At 60.1% G+C, this 17562-nt stretch carries 21 protein-coding genes; 9 read left to right on the top strand and 12 right to left on the bottom strand.

Translation table 11 applies throughout. The features are described from left to right. Positions 1 to 18: 18 nt before the first annotated feature. The 3 genes from LOY67_RS08685 to LOY67_RS08675 all read right to left on the bottom strand — a co-directional run bounded on the left by LOY67_RS08685 (position 19) and on the right by LOY67_RS08675 (position 2447). Positions 19 to 837 carry an alpha/beta fold hydrolase gene (locus LOY67_RS08685; RefSeq protein ID WP_265066793.1) on the bottom strand — a complete coding sequence of 273 codons (819 nt, stop codon included), beginning with the start codon at positions 835 to 837 and terminating at the stop codon, positions 19 to 21. Between the two features lie 97 nt (positions 838 to 934). Then, positions 935 to 1711, bottom strand: a complete 777-nt coding sequence (locus LOY67_RS08680) for a substrate-binding periplasmic protein (RefSeq protein ID WP_265067726.1) — start codon at positions 1709 to 1711, stop codon at positions 935 to 937. 109 nt (positions 1712 to 1820) lie between these two features. Further along, positions 1821 to 2447 carry a TetR/AcrR family transcriptional regulator gene (locus tag LOY67_RS08675; RefSeq protein WP_265066792.1) on the bottom strand — a complete coding sequence of 209 codons (627 nt, stop codon included), beginning with the start codon at positions 2445 to 2447 and terminating at the stop codon, positions 1821 to 1823. A gap of 146 nt (positions 2448 to 2593) precedes the next feature. Here LOY67_RS08675 and LOY67_RS08670 point away from each other — a divergent pair, with 146 nt between their 5' ends. Both LOY67_RS08670 and LOY67_RS08665 read left to right on the top strand, forming a co-directional pair. Further along, positions 2594 to 3136, top strand: a complete 543-nt coding sequence (locus LOY67_RS08670; RefSeq protein ID WP_265066791.1) for an exonuclease domain-containing protein — start codon at positions 2594 to 2596, stop codon at positions 3134 to 3136. 83 nt (positions 3137 to 3219) lie between these two features. Continuing rightward, complete coding sequence (locus LOY67_RS08665) at positions 3220 to 3504, top strand: pyrimidine/purine nucleoside phosphorylase (protein WP_265066790.1); 285 nt, start codon at positions 3220 to 3222, stop codon at positions 3502 to 3504. Positions 3505 to 3660: 156 nt separating this feature from the next. Here the strand turns inward: LOY67_RS08665 and LOY67_RS08660 are convergent, their stop codons facing one another. Together LOY67_RS08660 and LOY67_RS08655 are read right to left on the bottom strand one after the other, a co-directional pair. Beyond that, positions 3661 to 4470 (bottom strand): MOSC domain-containing protein, encoded by an 810-nt coding sequence (locus tag LOY67_RS08660; protein ID WP_265066789.1) that lies wholly within the window; start codon positions 4468 to 4470, stop codon positions 3661 to 3663. A gap of 70 nt (positions 4471 to 4540) precedes the next feature. Further along, the gene (locus tag LOY67_RS08655; protein ID WP_265066788.1) at positions 4541 to 5464 is read right to left on the bottom strand and encodes a chemotaxis protein CheV; all 924 of its coding nucleotides are present in this window, start codon (positions 5462 to 5464) and stop codon (positions 4541 to 4543) included. Between the two features lie 383 nt (positions 5465 to 5847). Here LOY67_RS08655 and LOY67_RS08650 point away from each other — a divergent pair, with 383 nt between their 5' ends. From LOY67_RS08650 to LOY67_RS08640, 3 genes are all read left to right on the top strand, one after another. After that, complete coding sequence (locus LOY67_RS08650) at positions 5848 to 6318, top strand: hypothetical protein (protein WP_265066787.1); 471 nt, start codon at positions 5848 to 5850, stop codon at positions 6316 to 6318. A 220-nt stretch (positions 6319 to 6538) separates the two neighbouring features. Next, complete coding sequence (locus tag LOY67_RS08645) at positions 6539 to 7432, top strand: sensor histidine kinase (protein WP_265067725.1); 894 nt, start codon at positions 6539 to 6541, stop codon at positions 7430 to 7432. Continuing rightward, positions 7429 to 8088, top strand: coding sequence for a response regulator transcription factor (locus tag LOY67_RS08640; protein WP_265066786.1), 660 nt, complete (start codon positions 7429 to 7431; stop codon positions 8086 to 8088). Before LOY67_RS08645 ends, LOY67_RS08640 begins: the two co-directional genes overlap by 4 nt. Here LOY67_RS08640 and yegS read toward each other — a convergent pair. Then, complete coding sequence (yegS, locus tag LOY67_RS08635) at positions 8072 to 8989, bottom strand: lipid kinase YegS (RefSeq protein ID WP_265066785.1); 918 nt, start codon at positions 8987 to 8989, stop codon at positions 8072 to 8074. The genes LOY67_RS08640 and yegS overlap by 17 nt on opposite strands. 352 nt (positions 8990 to 9341) lie before the next feature. Between yegS and LOY67_RS08630 the strand changes: the two genes are divergently transcribed. After that, entirely contained in the window at positions 9342 to 9650 is a 309-nt protein-coding gene (locus LOY67_RS08630) for a hypothetical protein (RefSeq protein WP_265066784.1), read from the top strand. A 197-nt stretch (positions 9651 to 9847) separates the two neighbouring features. Here the strand turns inward: LOY67_RS08630 and glp are convergent, their stop codons facing one another. Next, positions 9848 to 11035: a gephyrin-like molybdotransferase Glp gene (gene glp / locus LOY67_RS08625; protein WP_265067724.1), complete on the bottom strand. Its 1188-nt coding sequence runs from the start codon at positions 11033 to 11035 to the stop codon at positions 9848 to 9850. Positions 11036 to 11057: 22 nt separating this feature from the next. Beyond that, on the bottom strand, positions 11058 to 11597 hold the full coding sequence (moaB, locus tag LOY67_RS08620) for a molybdenum cofactor biosynthesis protein B (RefSeq protein WP_265066783.1): 540 nt from the start codon (positions 11595 to 11597) through the stop codon (positions 11058 to 11060). A 78-nt stretch (positions 11598 to 11675) separates the two neighbouring features. On the opposite strand from moaB, the gene mobA reads away from it, so the two are divergent. Together mobA and LOY67_RS08610 are read left to right on the top strand one after the other, a co-directional pair. Beyond that, the gene (gene mobA, locus LOY67_RS08615) at positions 11676 to 12272 is read left to right on the top strand and encodes a molybdenum cofactor guanylyltransferase MobA (protein WP_265066782.1); all 597 of its coding nucleotides are present in this window, start codon (positions 11676 to 11678) and stop codon (positions 12270 to 12272) included. Between the two features lie 70 nt (positions 12273 to 12342). Continuing rightward, positions 12343 to 12564, top strand: a complete 222-nt coding sequence (locus LOY67_RS08610; protein ID WP_265066781.1) for a YgdI/YgdR family lipoprotein — start codon at positions 12343 to 12345, stop codon at positions 12562 to 12564. A gap of 80 nt (positions 12565 to 12644) precedes the next feature. Here LOY67_RS08610 and LOY67_RS08605 read toward each other — a convergent pair whose 3' ends face one another. From LOY67_RS08605 to LOY67_RS08595, 3 genes are all read right to left on the bottom strand, one after another. Next, the gene (locus LOY67_RS08605) at positions 12645 to 13535 is read right to left on the bottom strand and encodes a pseudouridine synthase (protein ID WP_265066780.1); all 891 of its coding nucleotides are present in this window, start codon (positions 13533 to 13535) and stop codon (positions 12645 to 12647) included. A gap of 71 nt (positions 13536 to 13606) precedes the next feature. Then, complete coding sequence (locus tag LOY67_RS08600) at positions 13607 to 13918, bottom strand: transcriptional regulator (RefSeq protein WP_265066779.1); 312 nt, start codon at positions 13916 to 13918, stop codon at positions 13607 to 13609. Positions 13919 to 14011: 93 nt separating this feature from the next. Further along, the gene (locus tag LOY67_RS08595) at positions 14012 to 14257 is read right to left on the bottom strand and encodes a glutaredoxin family protein (protein ID WP_265066778.1); all 246 of its coding nucleotides are present in this window, start codon (positions 14255 to 14257) and stop codon (positions 14012 to 14014) included. 179 nt (positions 14258 to 14436) lie between these two features. Between LOY67_RS08595 and LOY67_RS08590 the strand changes: the two genes are divergently transcribed. Continuing rightward, the gene (locus tag LOY67_RS08590) at positions 14437 to 16149 is read left to right on the top strand and encodes a cation:proton antiporter (RefSeq protein ID WP_265066777.1); all 1713 of its coding nucleotides are present in this window, start codon (positions 14437 to 14439) and stop codon (positions 16147 to 16149) included. A gap of 8 nt (positions 16150 to 16157) precedes the next feature. Here the strand turns inward: LOY67_RS08590 and LOY67_RS08585 are convergent, their stop codons facing one another. Continuing rightward, positions 16158 to 17366 carry an ammonium transporter gene (locus LOY67_RS08585; RefSeq protein ID WP_265066776.1) on the bottom strand — a complete coding sequence of 403 codons (1209 nt, stop codon included), beginning with the start codon at positions 17364 to 17366 and terminating at the stop codon, positions 16158 to 16160. Positions 17367 to 17562 lie beyond the last annotated feature (196 nt).

Raw genomic sequence — 17562 nt, 5'->3', positions numbered from 1 at the left:
CCTACAGGGTTTGCGGCACTAAGCTCCATGTCGGTGCGCCAGAAACTCCAGCAACGCCTCGGTCACGAACCCGGGATTCTCCAGATTGGAAATGTGCCCCGCCTCCGGGATCAGCACATGAGGGCAACCAATCAACGCGGCCATTTCCAGGGACTCGGAAGGTGGCCGTGGTTTGTCCTGGTCACCGCACATCACCAAGGTACTGCCCGCATCCAGCTCACCCAGGCGTGGCAGAATATCGTCCCGACCGAAAATGATCCGCCCCAATGGCACGATGCTGTGGCGCAGACGATCAGCCGGCAGCGCGGCCAGGGTGGCGCGGAACTGCTGGTACAGCGGCGACTGCGGATCGATACCCGGCCGGAAGAAGATCGGCACGACGATGTCCAGCAACGGTTCGGGAATGCTGCCGCTGGCTTCGATCTTGTCGAACAGCGAGAAGTAATACAGGCGGGTCGGCTCCGGCTCGACACCCACATAGGTATCCATCAGCACCAGCGCCTGCAACCGCTTAGGAGCCGCCAACGCCAACCGCGCGCCCCACATCCCGCCTACCGACAGCCCCACCAGGCTGAAGCGATCGATGTCCAGGTGATCCATCAACCCCAGGACCTGGCGGGCCAGGTCGTCCAGGGACGTCATGCCCTCGGGCAAGCGCCCGGATTGACCATGGCCCCACAGGTCCGGGGCGATCACCCGGTAATGCCGCGACAACGCTTCGATCTGCGGCGCCCACATGCCGTGGTCCCACAGATAGCTGCTGCCCAGTACCACCACAGGGCCGTGGCCCTGGTCCAGGTAATGAAGGGGTTGTCCGTCAAGGGTTGCAAAGGGCATTGATGACCTCCTTGTTTGCGTGTGGAAAAACCCGGCCAGCTCGCCGGCCCGGGGCCATGGCAAGACGTGAGCAAGGAAGAGCCCCCAAAGACTGCGGTCAATGGGCGTGCGTTGGCACCAGTTCGATCTGGTAAGGCTTGAAAATCGCCAGCAGTTGACCGTTATCCCGAAGCTTCTGCAGCAATTGTCCGAACGCTTCGCTGGTAATCGGCGCCTGCGGCCGGATCAGGGCATAGTGGTGGTAAACCTGATCGATACGCTCGGACACCAGCAACTGGGGCCCGACTTCAGGATTGCGCAGCACGTAGTCGTTCAGGTATGAGCGGGTCACCAGGGCGATGTCCGCACGCCCCCGCAACACCATCAGCAGGTTGCTGTCGTGGGAATACGTCAGCGTGGCGTTGTATTGGCCCACCAGGAACTTGGGGTCAGCGTTGAACTCGGCAAAAGCGTAGTGATAGCCGCTGAACAGGGCCAGGCGCTTGCCCCTGAGGTCGGCAAAGTAGCTCTGCTGACGATCCGGCTGACGTTGGGTGACGAAGACTTCCGCATCTTCCAGGCCCATGTCCACTGCGGTATGAGGCACATCCTTCCAACCCCAGTCGGGGTTCTCGAAGATCGCCATGTCGACCCGCCCCTGCTTGAAATCATTGAAACGACGTGGAATCGACGTGGGTACCAGTTCGAATTGGTACTCGGTCTGGGAGCGATTCAGGGCTTCGACCAACTGCGGCAACAGGCCGGTGTCGGCGCCGTTTTCGGGGCGCACGGTATAAGGTGGGAAATGCGCGGCCCCGATCCGGACCAGTTGCGCCGCCGAGGCCGGTAACATCAGGAAAACAGCCAGTGCAGCCAGAAAAATACGCGAGATCATCCCCATCGGCGAAAACGTCAAGGCTACCACTCCCCAAAAGTCCATACATTCAAACTAGGTGGTTTCAGCCACTTAGCCAGCCCCACGGCCACTTAAAGCAACCGCTCGATTATTGTTTTTCTTCTAGTACCAGAATCAATGCTTGCTCGGCCAGTTCGTCGAGGCTCAGGCTGCCCTCGGCGCGAAACCAGGTGGTGGTCCAGGACAACGCTCCCGTGAGAAAGCGCCGGGTAATGAACACGTCCCCGCGAATATACCCGGCATCCTTGGCCTGGCCCAATACCTCGAGCCACAAGTCTTCGTAAATATCCCGCAAGGCCAGCACTTGCCGTTGTCCTTGCTGGGATAACGAGCGCCACTCGTAGACCAATACCGCCATCGCTTCGCCGGTCCCCCCCATGATCGACTGCAATTCGCAGCGGATCAGCGCGAGCACCCGCTCACGCACACTGCCCGCCTCGGCCAGTGCTGCACGCATCAAGGCGGTGTTGTAGCGGATGGTTTCTTCCATCACTGCCCGCAGGATCTCGTCCTTGCTTTTGAAGTGGTGAAAAATGCTGCCGGACTGAATACCCACGGCGCTCGCCAGGTCGCGTACCGTAGTGCGTTCGAAGCCTTTGTTGCGAAACAGGTGGGCGGCGGTCTGGAGCAGTTTGCCGCGAGCACTGTCCGGGTCGGTCAATTGCCCGAGGCCAACCAGCTCATGCATCACCGTCAGGGCTTTTTGCTCATCCACCCATTCTCTCCCGCAGTCGTCATAGCGCCGGCAATTTAAGCTGAGCAGGCCAACCAAGCAAGCGCTCGGGCAGAAGAAGCACTAGGCGAATGCACCGCGTTTGACTACGCTCAAAGCCATCTGCACGCCGATACCGGGAACCCGTGATGCCTCAATGGCTGGTGATTGACCTGGAGGCCACCACCGATGAAGGTGGCTGGCCGGTAACCGAAATGGAAATTATCGAGATCGGTGCCACGCTGGTGAACCGTGACGGGCGCGAGCTGGATCACTTCCAGCGTTTCGTGCGGCCCCTGAGACGACCGCTACTCACGCCCTTCTGCCGTGAGCTGACCCATATCACTCAAGCCAACATCGACGGTGCAGCGCCCATTTCCGAGGTCTGGCCGGCGTTCGAGCGCTGGCTGGCGCCCTACCACGCGAACCTGGGAGGCTGGGTCAGTTGGGGTGACTACGACCGCAAGCAGTTGCTCCAGGAATGGCAGCAGCAACAACTACAGAGTGCTCTCGCCCAAGTCCCCCATATGAACCTCAAGCAACGCTTCGCCAAGGCCCGTCGACTCGAGCGGCCGCTGGGGCTCAACGGGGCATTGCAACTGGCCGGCCTGCAGTTTTCCGGTCAGCAGCACCGCGCCCTGGAAGATGCGCGCAATACGGCAAGGTTATTGCCCCTGGTGCTGACGGATTGATCTGTCCCCGCCGCAGATGACGAGTGTTGAAGCCTTGTGCATACTGGCCGGCCTTTTTCAGCCCTTTTTTCGAGGAATCGCCCATGTTCAAAGTCAACGAGTACTTCGACGGCACCGTCAAGTCGATCGCTTTCGGTACGGCTGAAGGCCCTGCGACCATCGGCGTCATGGCGCCGGGCGAATACGAGTTCGGCACGGCCCAGCGGGAAATCATGCACGTTGTGTCCGGCGCCCTGACCGTGAAACTGCCTGGCAGCAGCGAATGGGAAACCTTCGCGGCCGGCAGCCGGTTCAATGTACCGGCCGACAGCAAGTTCCAGCTCAAGGTGGCGGTCGACACCGCCTACCTGTGCGAATACCGCGCATAGGAACTGTCTATACTGCCTACCTGTGCGAATACCGCATGTAGGAGCTGTCGAGTGCAACGAGGCTGCGATCTTTCCCCAGACAATTGAGTCTTCAACGAAAGACCAAGATCAAAAGACCGCAGCCTCCGGCAGCTCCTGCACAGACCTGCTCAGAACTTATTCGAGCACTTCAACCGGCATGCCGACTTCAAGCCGACCATTGCCGTCATTGACCAGGTTCTGACCGAACATCGGACCGTCCGGCGTCGAACGATACTGCTGCAATGTGGCGAAAGGCTCACGGCCCGGATCGCGCTCGCCGGTCTGTGGATCCACCGTGGTCATGATGCAACGCGAGCAGGGCTTGACCACCCGGAACTCCACATCGCCGACACGGATGCGCTTCCACCCATCTTCGGCAAACGCCGGGCTGCCTTCGATCACCAGGTTGGGACGAAAGCGCAACATCTCCATCGGGCGACCGACCCGATTCGACAGATCCTGCAACGAGGACTGGCCAATCAGCAGTAACGGGAATCCGTCGGCAAAAGCAACCTTGTCGTCGTCCTTGCCATAACCGGCCGCCGTGGTGCGCGCCAACTCCAGCGGCACATGCACCAGGCGAGTGGCGTTGCCGATGAATTCGCTGACCCAGGCCCCCGCCTCGTCACCGGCATCCGGCACACGCAGGGTATCGCGCCAGATAGTCACCCCGCGCAGTTGCTCTTCCCGGGCAGACGGCAGCGCTACCTCGAGACTGCCGTAGCCCGGCGCACTCAGGGTCAAGCCACCCGCCTCGTTCCACAACGCCGAGAGCTGGCTCATCTTCGCCACGGCACGCTGGGTCAGGAATCGCCCACTGGCTGCATCCACCAGCATCCAGCGCCGATCACCGTCCAGCCCGAGCTTGTCCAGGCCAATCCCCTGCAAGGACTGGCCCTTGCCGGATTTCAACGGATAACGATACAGCGCGCTCAGACGCAACATGGCCAGCTCCCGGATGGTGAAAAAACGCCACCATATACGAGCCGGCCATCGAAGCAAACCATGAACGACTTCAGTCGAGCATCAGTCGCTGGCGCACCACATCGACCAGTTTGTCCGGCTGGAATTTGGAGAGGAAGTTGTCGCAGCCGACCTTCTTGACCATCGAGTCGTTGAAACTGCCGGAGAGCGAGGTGTGCAGCACCACATAGAGGCTACGCAACCGCGGGTCGTTGCGAATTTCGGTGGTCAGGCGGTAGCCGTCCATTTCCGGCATTTCCGCGTCGGTGAAAATCATCAGCAACTTGTCGGTCATCACCTCGCCGCTATCGGCCCAGGCCTTGAGCATGTTCAGGGCCTTCAAGCCATCGCCGGCAACGTGCATCTTTATGCCCAACTGACCGAGGGTGTCGCGCAGTTGCGAGAGCGCGACTTTGGAGTCGTCCACCAGCAGCACTTCACGCCCACGGGCACGCTCCAGCACCGGATCCTCGAGTTTGTCCCGGGAAACCTTGGCGTTGTACGGCACGATTTCGGCCAGGACTTTTTCCACGTCGATGATTTCCACCAACTGATCGTCCACCTTGCTGATGGCGGTCAGGTAGTGTTCACGGCCGGCGCTACCCGGAGGTGGCAGGATCGCCTCCCAGTTCATGTTGACAATACGGTCCACGCCGCCCACCAGGAACGCCTGAACCGAGCGATTGTATTCAGTCACAATGATGGTGCTGTTAGCCCCGGGCACCAGCGGACGCATGCCGATAGCCTGGGACAGATCGATCACCGGCAACGTCTGGCCCCGCAGGTTGACCACGCCACAGACAAATGGATGGCGCTGCGGCATCAAGGTCAACTTCGGCAGTTGCAACACTTCCTGGACCTTGAACACGTTAATGGCGAACAATTGCCGGCCCGCCAGGCGAAACATGAGAATTTCCAGGCGATTCTCACCCACCAGCTGGGTTCGTTGATCTACTGTGTCGAGAATGCTGGCCATCGATGACTCCTGGGATTGTTCGGATGAATCCAATAGAACAGCTATCGGCCGCACCAACCGGATCTTGACCCCTGTCCAAAATACCTGCGCGGATGATTGATATCACATTAACATCATGTTTTACTGACTTCACATGTTCATCTCGCTTGTTTCTCCGCTGCGCGACCTCGTTTTGCGCACAAGGTTCCCGCGCCTAAGGGATTCCCCTAGGTACAATCAGGTCCAACCTGATATTCCCGATATCCAATAGCCATTAATGTGACGCCATTCTCATTGCTGAACGGAGTCAGGCCTTTGTGCGCGACTGCAGGACATCTGACTTCCAGCCTTTCGCTCGCCACAAGCGGTTTTCTCTCGCCTGACATGATGTTGTGGAGATAAGCATGCCGAACGATCGTAAGAACTGGCTCCAGCGCTTTCCCGAATTCCTGACCGAAGCCGAGACGCTTTTGGCCAAGTCGGAGGAATGCCTGAGCCACCTGCAATTGATCAACAACGACAAGGACGCGATCGATTGCATGCTCAGCACCCTGCTGAAGTTGGCAAACAAGGCAAATGCCTTGGCGCTGGAAGCCGTTTCGGAGTTTTCGCTGCATATCCATGGCTTGCTCAGCCATGCGCAAAACCACATGGAATTGCATGATCAGGCCCTGGGCGCACTGAAAGACTGCTTCACGCTGATGGCATGGCAACTGGAACTCGTCGACCCCACCACCGGCCAACTCAGCCTGGACAATAGCGAACAGACCTCGTTGATCGAAGCATTCGCGTTCCAGGTGGGCCAGGATCCCTGCAAGGCATTGCCAGCAGCATGTCCATCGAGCCTGCTTTCCTACTCCCGGAAACAAGCGTGATAGCGATGACGCCCGCCAGCTCCACGACGCCTTCAAGCCTCCATGCCGGGCGCGACCAACCCTGGATGAAGTGGTACTATGTCTCGCGTCAGACGCTTCAAGACAACGGTAGAAAAGCCGTCAAACTGAAGCCATCCTTGACCTGAACCATTTACCGACCCGGGCCGCCTCATGTGCCGACCGGCTCGCCCGCAGTGAACATTCATTGGCTCCATCCGTCATGTACGCCAGCCTCAAGTCATTCGTCACCTGGCCACCCTCCCGAGAAAACGTCCGCCGGCTCACACTGCTCCTTTGCATCTGCTCGACCCTCGGCTGCCTGCTGACTTATCTGTTCGCCCGTACATTCCCATTGAACTTGCTGGTGTTGAATATCGCGGCCCTGGCGTGTGTCTGGGCCTGGTATCAGTCGTCGCGAAAATCCATCAAGTTCCAACCCCAGGAATTGGCCGACCGGCTGCTTGAAGTCCAGGAAAACGAGCGTCATCGGCTCAGTCGCGAATTGCACGACGACATCGGCCAACTACTGACAGCTGCAAAACTGCAGAGCGAATGGCTCAAGCGCCGGGTGCCGGACGAACTGCAAGCCCAGTGTTCGATACTCTGCGAAACCCTGGACGAAACCCTTAACAAGGTCCGCGACGTCTCGGCGATTCTCAACCCGAGGCAATTGACCAGCCTCGGGCTTGAGGCCAGCCTGCGCGCACACCTGCTCAAGACATTGGTCAATACCCCGGTAAAATGGAGCCTCGACTGCCAGCAGCGCATGACGGGCATCCCGGAGGAAATGACGGTCGCCGCCTTTCGGATCACCCAGGAAGCGGTCACCAACGTCTTGCGCCATGCTCACGCGAATAATCTGCTGGTGCGCCTGCAACGCCTGCCCGAAGGCCTGCTCCTGCTGATCCGCGATGACGGCCAGGGGTTCGTCCCGGCGCCCCACCCCGCTCGCGAAGGGCAACGCGGCATGGCCGGCATGTCGGAGCGGGCCGAACAGTTGGGTGGCACGCTGAACGTCATCAGCGAAGCCGGCAAAGGCACGCACATCGAAGCCCGTTTCCCCTGGGCACCTCGCACCCTGGCACGGGCCAGTAAGAATAAGGTTCTCCATTGACTTGTAATTTGCTTCTGGTAGATGACCACTCACTGATCCGCGCGGGCGTGCGTGCACTGATCATGGATCTGCCCGGCTATGCCGTCATCGGCGAAGCCAGTGACGGCACGCAACTGCTGGCGCTGGTCGAACGACTGGACCCCGATATCGTGCTGCTGGATATTTCCATGAAGAACACCAGTGGCCTGGATGCCCTGCGCGAGCTCAAGCAGGCACGCCCACGCAGCAGGGTGCTGATTCTGTCGATGCACACCGATCCGGCGCTGATCATGCAGGCGCTGGAATCGGGTGCCCATGGGTATCTGCTCAAGGACACGACGGCCACCGAGCTGGAGCACGCCCTGAACGCATTGCGTAACGATGAGCGCTACCTGAGCCCCGCTATCGCCCATACTGTGATCAACCAGGCCCTGATCCGGACCCAGAAACAGCAGCCCGCCCCTGTCCAGACTCACAATCTGACTGCACGTCAGCTGGAAATACTGCGTCTGATCGTGCGCGGCAAATCCACCCGGGAAATTGCCAACGGCCTGAGCTTGAGCATCAAGACCGTGGAAACCCACCGAGCCCAGATCATGAAGCGTCTGCAGATCCATGACGTGGCCGGACTGGTGCTTTTCGCCGTGCGCGAGCAGATCATCAGCCTGGACGATTGAGCGTCGCCGAGGTAACCAGCAAAGGCGAGTCGTGCGGCAGATGCACGCGCAACGCTTTCGGGCGCACCGTGAATCGCAGGCTGTCGACCTGCAAGGGTTCGCCATCCAGATTGATGTCCAGACCCTGGGCGACCTTGATTTCCACCCAGGGCAAGCGTGCACGCACGAACATGTTGTCGATGCCCAGCCCCCCGGCCAGCAAGTCCTTCAGCGTACTGACCACTTCCTGGGGTGACGGCAGGATACTGATGTCCAGTAATCCATCATCGACCAGTGCCTGCGGACACAACTCATGGCCTCCTCCGGCCTGTCGACCATTACCGATGCCCAACGCCAGCAGATCGCCCTGCCAACTGAAGCCCGGTCCCTGCAATTCGCCATAGGCCGCACTCAGCTCACTGAAGCGCGTGAGTCCGGTAAACAGGTAAGCGGCGCCCCCCAACACCTTTTTAAGGTCTTCGGACGTATTCGCCGTGACCTGGCTGCCGAAACCGCCCGTGGCCATATTGAGGAAAATCCGCCCGCCGACCTCCCCCAGATCGATGGGGTGCGGTTCAACGTCCAGCAGATCCAGGGCTCGATCCGGCTCCAGCGGGACCCCGGTCGCCCGGGCAAAATCATTGGCAGTGCCCAGGGGCAGCAGCACCAGACTGGCATTGCATGAGTTGAGGGCCATCGCTTCGGCGATATCACGCAACGTTCCATCACCGCCACCGGCGATCAGCCGCGTATAACCGGCCTCCAGCGCCTCTTCGACACACCGCCGGGCATCGCCTGCCTCCCAGGTCAATCGTACCGCCAAGTCCCAGCCCTGCTTGCGCCTGAGCATCACTGCGGCGCGAACCTCTTCGTTGAGCGCTTGCTTGCCATGCAGAATCAACAGCGCGTTGCCTTTGCTCATCGTCATCTCCGTCATTGGAAGGTTCAGGGATTGGGACCGCGCATCCGACTGAAAAAGCCCCTGGCCACGTCAATTATTTTCAAGAAAGGACCTGGACCCTGCTCACGGATAAAAACAGTCAGTCGGCACAGCGGACCGATGTCTCAGCACTCAAAGAGTTTTCTTACAAGACTTGGCGAATCAGCTCAATTGACCCTCCAGCAGTATTGAGACACCTTGGCACTCTGTTGTGCTGGACCGATAAAAAACACTTATTACACAAGGATGTGCCAACCCATGGATGGATACTTCACGGCCCGCAGGGGACGGATCAGTGGTTCGAACAGTTATGGCCAAGGGGATGAAGCGTCCCATGCATAGCCATGAATACAAGCTGTCGCCTCGGCAGTTCGCCCCTATCGGGGGCGAGCGGGCCGAGGCTCAGAACGAATGCAAAAGTTGCAGTAATCCCGTTGGAGGAATTGATTTGGAACCGCGCGTCGTTGAACTGGAAACTCACCTCAAGTACATCCGCCGTGACATGGATGAAATCCGTACCGATGTGAAGGTGATCCGACACAGACTCGCCTATTCGGCCGGTGCGGCGGCGGTGATCGTCGGCCTGCTGGGCTGGATCGCGAACAGTCGTTTCGATCAACTGGTGATGCTGCTGTCGCGATAAAAGCGACGGACGCAAGAACCGGACATAAATCCGGGTCGGAGTACACCGCCTGCCGAGGTGGTGTTCCGTCTCACAAATACAGTTGCTGATGGCACCTGCTGCCGTGAAAGCGGCAGTCGAAAGCCCTGTATTTGCGAGACAGGCTAATTAGTGGCCCGCGCGGCTAACTCGTGCCCCCAAATTAACCGCACAGGTCACTAGTCCAGGAGTTCGCTCAAGGGGATGAAGCTCACTTCGTCGCCCTCGACCAGCGTCTGTCCCTCGAGCACTTCGACCAGCCCTTCGGCCCAGGCCGCACTGCGCAGGACCCCGGAGCTCTGGTTCCGGTAGATGATTGCCCGACCGTTTTCCAGGCGGCCTCGCAGGTATTCCCGCCGACTTCCGGCCTTGGCCCAGACAAACCCGGCCGGCACCTTGAACCTGAGTGGCGCCACCGATTGAACGCCCTGGCGTCGCAGCAGGTAAGGCCTGGCCAGCAACGCAAACGTCACCAGGGTCGAGGCAGGATTTCCAGGCAAGCCTATGACCGGAACGCCACGGAAGTGCCCAACCGTCAGCGGCTTCCCGGGTTTGATGGCGAGTTTCCAGAGTGTCAGTTCACCTTCCTCGCGCAGTGCGATACCCAGGAAGTCAGCCTCGCCCACCGATACACCCCCGGTGGACAGGATCAGATCAACATCCGACAGTTGGGCCAGGCGGGTCCGGGTCGTTGGCAAGTCGTCTGGCAGGATACCCGCGTCGACCACTTCACAACCCAGCCGTTGCAGCCAGCCACACAGCAACACACGGTTGCTGTTATAGATCTGGCCAGGGCCCAGCGGCTGGCCGGGTTCGACCAGTTCATCCCCGGTGGACAGGACCGCAACCCGGACCTTGCGTACCACGTCAAGGGACGCACAGCCCAGGGACGCAGCCAACCCCAGTTCGATCGGCCCCAGGCGAGTGCCGGCAGCCAGCACCTGTTCGCCAACGGTGGTTTCCTGGCCTTGAGGGCGGATGTTCTGTCCGCTGGACAAGGGTTCGGTAAATCGAACTCGCTGGTCGCTTTCAACCAGGACATTTTCCTGCATTTCCACGCAGTCGGCTCCGGCGGGGACTGGCGCTCCCGTGAAGATCCGTGCGCAGGTCCCAACCGCCAGTGGTTGCGGAGCCTGCCCGGCAAAGATCCGCTGGCTGACCACCAGCGGCTCACCCTTGCCGTCAGCCAGCCGCAACGCATAACCGTCCATGGCGCTGTTGGGCCACGGCGGCAGATCCAGGGTCGAGACCAGATCCTCTGCGAGCACCCGCCCTTGCGCCGCGGCCAGCGGCAGGTGCTCACGCTGGGCAATCGGCGTGGCCGCCGCCATTGCGAGCAGTTGCTCCAATGCAACCTCGACAGCCATCAAGGCGCCGGCCTTGCCAGGTTTACCCACGGGATTCACAAGGCGCCGCCTGTTTCAGATGGGCCACGAAGTTACAGGGTCGGTGCCGCGCATCCAGTTGCTCGCCAAGAATGCCGTCCCAGCCAGTCCGTACGGCGTTGGTAGAGCCTGGTAGACAGCACACCAGCGTGCCGTTGGCCAGGCCCGCCAGCGCCCGGGACTGGACAGTGGAGGTGCCGATGTCGGCCACGGAAATCTGCCGGAACAATTCACCGAAACCGTCGACCTGCTTGTCCAGCAGGCACGCGACGGCTTCCGGGGTGCTGTCACGGCCGGTAAAACCGGTGCCACCGGTGATCAGCACGACCTGCACCACGTCATCGGCAATCCAGGTCGCGACTTGCGCCCGGATCTTGTACAGATCATCTTTGAGCAGGACCCGCGCCGCCAGGTTGTGACCGGCCGCGCAGAGTCGATCGACGAAGACCTGCCCGGATGTGTCGGTTTCCAGGGTACGGGTATCACTGACAGTCAGCACCGCGATATTGAGCGGCACGAAAGGTACATCAGCCTTGGCTTTCATAGGCTCGTCCAGTTGTAGGGGAAACAGCCCGGTGTTATATCACAGCGCTTCATTTTTTCGCCTGTGCGGAGACACACCATGACCTCGAACACTGCCCTGCCATCATGCTCCATCCTGCTGCTGGCGGGTGGCCGCGGACAACGTATGGGCGGACGGGACAAGGGGCTGGTGGAGTGGCAAGGCGAGCCATTGATTGCCCACCTCCATCGCAAGACCCGCGCGCTGAGCGATGACCTGATCATCTCCTGCAACCGCAATCCTGAGCGTTATGCACGGTATGCCGATCGATTGGTGCATGACGATGAAGGTGACTTCCCCGGCCCCCTGGCAGGCATCCGGGCCGGCCTCAAGGCGGCAAGGCATGCGTATTTGCTGGTGCTGCCGTGCGATGTACCGCAGATCGATTCCAGCCTGCTCGACAGCATGCGCAAGACGGCCAGCCAGCATCCCCAGGTGCCGCTGATGGTGCGTCACGGCGAACACTGGGAACCGCTACTGTGCGTTATCCCGGTGGCCCTGGCAGCAGATTTCGAAGAAGCCTGGAGCGAAGGCGAGCGCAGCCCCGGCCGTATCATGCGCACGCTGCATGCCGTTGCATTGCAATGCCCGGCCGACGATCCCCGGTTGGCGAATCTGAATACACCAGAACTGCTGACGCGACATAAAGGCCACTAGCCAGGAACTTGCGTGCGATGTATACGTCTGAAGGTCAGTAACCTGAAGAATTCATTTTCGGAGAAACACCATGACACAACGGACCCTCGCCACTTTCATGCTCGCACTGGGCCTCGCCACTCTCGCCGGGTGCGCATCGCCTACAGTGATCACCTTGAATGACGGTCGCGAAATCCAGGCCGTCGATACCCCCAAGTACGATGACGACACCGGCTTCTACGAGTTCGAACAGTTGGACGGCAAGCACACCCGCGTGAACAAGGATCAGGTTCGTACCGTCAAGGATCTGTAAGCCCTGACAGCCGCAATCCGATACAGAAAAGCCCGCAATGCAATATTGCGGGCTTTTTCATGGTCGCTCGAAAGCCGTAGCTACCACTGCAGCGCGATACCGCTTTCGAACACACGCTCCTGACCAGTGACCGGGTCAATGAAACGTAATCCCTGGGCCAGCAGTTTAAGTGGATTGGCATAATCATCCTCTACATCCCGGAGCACATCGGGGTAAAACGGATCGTTGCATATGGCCGCTCCCAGGGCGTTCATATGAACCCGTAACTGATGCTTCTTGCCGGTGACCGGAGACAGGCCGTAGCGCCACAATTCGCCATTTTTTTCCAGGATTTCGATGGCCGTTTCGGTATTCGGCTCCCCCGGTCCTTCCTGCATTCGGAAGAACGGTTCGCCATCGACCATTCGGCTCTTATGCACACGGGGAAAGGTCAATTGAGGCAACGCACGGGCAATGGCCTGGTAGCGTTTCTCGATCTGTCGCGTTGGAAACAGGGACTGGTAAGCCGATCGGCTGTGGGGGTTGGCCGAGAACAGCACCAGCCCTGCCGTGTGCCGGTCGATACGGTGCAAGGGCACCAGGTGAGGATTGTCCAGCCGCCGGATCAACCGTCGCAACAGGGTTTGCTCGACATATTCCCCCGCCGGAGTGACAGGCAGGAAATGCGGCTTGTCCGCCACCACCAGATGCTCGTCCGCGTACAGGATCGACTCCACGACCGGGATCGGCTTCTCGTCAGGCACTTCGCGAAAGTAATGGATGCGCAGGCCTTCACGGTACGGCAAATCGACAGGAATCGCCTTGCCCTCTGCGTCCAGCACCCTCCCCCGGGCAATCCGATCCAGCCACTGCTCGCGACTGATGGCGCTGAAATGCTCGCACAGGCATTCCAGCACGGTCTGCCAGGAACCGGGGGGCAGGTACAAAGTGCTGGCCTGATGGTGCGCAGCGGAAAACGATGAACCGGGCATCGGACACTCTTGAACATTTTACGGGGCGGTATTATCCGACAGTCGCGCAAGCCAGCCCAGCAATGATTGCCTCACGCCGGAATCGATGCTGCCGCCTCGGTGAACTCCTTCAACCAGCGCAGCACCTCCACCGCCTCCCAGCGACCTGGGTCGTACAGCGCATACAACAAGCCTTGATAACCCACCACATCCAGTTGCTTGTGATAGCCGGCACGCTGGAACAGCGCTTCGATCTCAGCGAAGCAGGTGTTGAAATGCAGCTTGTTGAAAGGTGTCTTGCCTTCGGTCACCAGCCCGTCCAGCCGCAGCTCCAGAACGGCCTCGTGTACAACGTCCACAGACATCCTGTTCACGCTGTTCTTCAATTGTTCGACATTGACCAAGGGAGGCACTCCAGATAACTGTATGCGCATACAGTAACCGAAGAATGTCTTTTTCTCCAATGGGGGTCGAGGGACACGATGAACGGAAGGGTGTCAGCGCAGGAAGGCGACGACCTGATCGGCGTCAAAAGGCCAGTCAAGTTCGACACCGGTATCGACCCGGCGCAGCACCGGGATGCGCAGTCCATAGGTGTCGATCGACGCCTCGCTCTCCGGACCATCACCGATATCCACCAGTTCTACGAGCAAGCCATGGTCAACGAAAGGCATCAGCACACCCTCGGCGATCTCGCAGAGATGACAACCCACGGTACCGAACAGTTGGCATTCAGGAAGCATGGCTGGTAGATCCATAAAAGATAGACGGTCATTCTAGGCGCGCCCTCGAAAACCGTCGAGCCGGGCGTCCCGCATCTGCAAAATGCTGATGCAAATCACTGAACACAAATGGCTTTTCGACAACCCTGGTCAGCTTTCACCTTCTACGCTGTGTACCAAGCCTTGAAACGGAGTGTCCCTTGTTCGCCAACCTGCTGATCATTCTCGCCTCGTCACTGGTGGTCATCGCCCTGTTCAGGCGACTGCGCCTGCCACCTGTGCTGGGTTACCTGTGTGTCGGGCTGGCCATAGGCCCCACCGCCCTGGACTGGGTGAATGACAGCGAAGAGTTGCCGGACCTGGCCGAACTCGGGGTGGTGTTCCTGTTGTTTTCGTTGGGGCTGGAATTCTCCCTGTCCAGGATGCTTGGCCTGCGCCGTGTCGTGTTCGGCCTCGGCAGCCTCCAGGTGGTGTGTTCGGGCGCGCTCCTGGGTGTGTTGCTGCTGTTCTGCGGCGCGCCGGTATTGGCTGCGTTGCTGCTCGGTGCCGGACTGGCCCTGTCGTCCACTGCCATTGTCAGCAAGGAGCTGACCAGTCTTGGGGAGATTTTCAGCAGCCACGGTCAGAACGCCATCGGCGTACTGCTGTTCCAGGACGTTGTCGCGGTGCTGTTGCTGACCCTGGTGCCGGTGTTCGCCGGCAGCAGTTCGCAGGCGTGGTATTGGGCATTGCCCCTGACGCTGGGCAAGACGCTGGTCCTGTTCGGCGGCTTGCTGCTGGCCAGCCGCCTGCTGCTGCCACGCCTGTTCCATGAAGTCGCCGCGTCCCGCTCCGCTGAGCTGTTCGTACTGCTGGCCCTGGTGATCGTGTTGCTGACTGCCTGGCTGACCCATCTGCTCGGCCTCTCACCGGCCCTCGGGGCCTTCCTGGCGGGCATGCTCTTGGGGGAAAGTCATTACCGACACCAGATCGAAGCCGACATCCGCCCGTTCCGCGACATTCTGCTGGGGTTGTTCTTCGTCAGCATCGGCATGCTGATCGACCTGCAACTGTTCATCGATGACGGCTTGCTGATCCTCGGGCTGACCCTGGGATTGATGCTCATCAAGGGATGCGTGGTCGCCGCGTTGGTGAAATGGCGAGGCAGCGACGGTGAAACCGCCTGGCGCAGCGGCCTGGCTCTGGCCCAGGGCGGTGAATTCTGTTTTGCCCTGATGGCGCTGATGCAACAGAACCGCCTCATGCCCGCCGACATCGGTGGCCTGCTGCTGGCAGCGACGTTCTGTTCAATGCTGCTCACGCCACTCTTGCTGCGGGCCGCGCCGGACATCGCCGCCCGCCTGCACCGCAAGCCCAACGAAGAGGCGCAACTGGACCAGATCAACGCGCTGAACGCGGACCTGTCGGGTCACGTTGTCATTTGTGGATACGGACGCGTCGGCCAGTCCATCGGACGGTTTCTGCGCCGGGAAGGCCAGGCTTTCGTCGCCCTGGATGACGACCCGGTCATCATCCAGGCAGCCACCGTCGGGGAAAGCTGCGTGCATTACGGAGATTCGAGACGAGGGGATCTGCTGGCTGCCGTAGGGCTGAGTCGCGCCCGATTACTGGTGATCGCGGTCGACAAGACGGACATCGCCTTGACCGTGCTCAGGGCAGCCCGGCGGGTCAACCCGCAGGTACCGATCCTGGTGCGCACCCGCGACGACAGCCAACTGGCCGAGTTGCAAGCCGCCGGGGCCAGCGAAGTGGTCCCGGAGTTGTTGGAGTCGAGCCTGATGCTGGCCTCCCACGCCCTGATCATGCTGGGGCTGCCGGAACAACGGGTCCGACAGCACGTGGACCAGGTTCGCCATGATCGCTATCGGCTGCTGCACGGTTTTTATCCCGGCAATCAGGACAAGGAAACGTGACAAAAAGCTCAGTCCTGGCTGACCGCGCCGATCTTGTGAATCGACAGGTCGGCGCCGTAATACTCTTCTTCCTGGGTCAGGCGCAGTCCCAGCAACGCATTGATCGTACCGTAGACCGCGAACCCGCCGGCCAGTGCAATGACAATGCCCAGCGCAGTGCCTATCAGTTGGCTGACCAGGCTGACGCCACCCAGGCCGCCCAGGAAGTCCTGGCCAAAGATGCCGCAGGCAATGCCCCCCCAGACGCCGCACAACCCATGCAAAGGCCAGACACCGAGCACATCGTCGATCTTCCATTTGCCTTGGGCTGCGGTGAAGCACCAGACAAACAAGGCGCCAGCAATGGCACCGGTCGCCAGCGCGCCTACCGGGTGCATCAGGTCGGAACCGGCACAAACCGCCACCAGCCCGGCCAGCGGACCGTTGTGCAGGAAGCCAGGGTCGTTGCGGCCAACGATCAAGGCCGCCACGGTACCGCCGACCATGGCCATCAACGAATTGACCGCCACCAATCCGCTCACCCCTGGCAGGGTCTGGGCACTCATCACGTTGAAACCGAACCAACCGACAATCAGGATCCAGGAACCCAAGGCCAGGAATGGAATGCTCGATGGCGCGAACGCCACCAGACGCCCCTCCCGGTAACGGCCGTTACGAGGCCCGAGCAGCAGCACCGCCGCCAGCGCCAGCCAGCCGCCCATGGCATGCACCACCACGGAACCGGCAAAGTCGTGGAAAGCGGCACCGAAGCGGGTCGCCAACCAGCCTTGCAGGCCGAAATTGCCATTCCAGACCACACCTTCGAAGAAGGGATACACGAATGCCACGATCAACACCGTGGCGCACAGCTGCGGCGCAAAGCGTGCACGTTCGGCAATACCGCCGGAGATGATCGCCGGGATCGCGGCGGCGAACGTCAGCAGGAAAAAGAACTTCACCAGGCTGTAGCCATGATCGGTGCTCAGCACCGCGGCCGGTTGCAGGAACGTCACGCCGTAGGAAATCCAGTAGCCTATGAAGAAATAGGCCAGGGTCGAGACAGCAAAATCGCTGAGGATTTTCGACAGTGCATTGACCTGGTTTTTTTGCCGGACGGTTCCCACTTCCAGGAAGGCAAAGCCGGCATGCATGGCCAGGACCATGACGGCGCCCAGCAGGATGAACAAGGTGTTGGAGCTGTGGACCAGACTGTCCACGGCGCTTTGCATATTTTCCATGGTGTTGGGCAGACCTGAAAAAAGTTGAAGGAAGCACCAAAGCGGTTCGCTCGCCGAACCCACGCACCAAGTTGAAACGGTTTGTTTGCCAACCAAGGGCCAATGAACCGCTTTGGTGCGTTAAAACGGGCGATACGATGCTCCGCTGCGGGCCGCTTCGCGGGTTTTGATTATTTGGGTTAAGGTTTTGCCGGCT

Source organism: Pseudomonas sp. B21-056, from assembly GCF_026016325.1.
In the GTDB taxonomy this organism is placed as follows: domain Bacteria; phylum Pseudomonadota; class Gammaproteobacteria; order Pseudomonadales; family Pseudomonadaceae; genus Aquipseudomonas.
The sequence above is the reverse complement of the archived record's forward strand: the minus strand, read 5'-3'. Positions and strand labels throughout refer to the sequence as shown.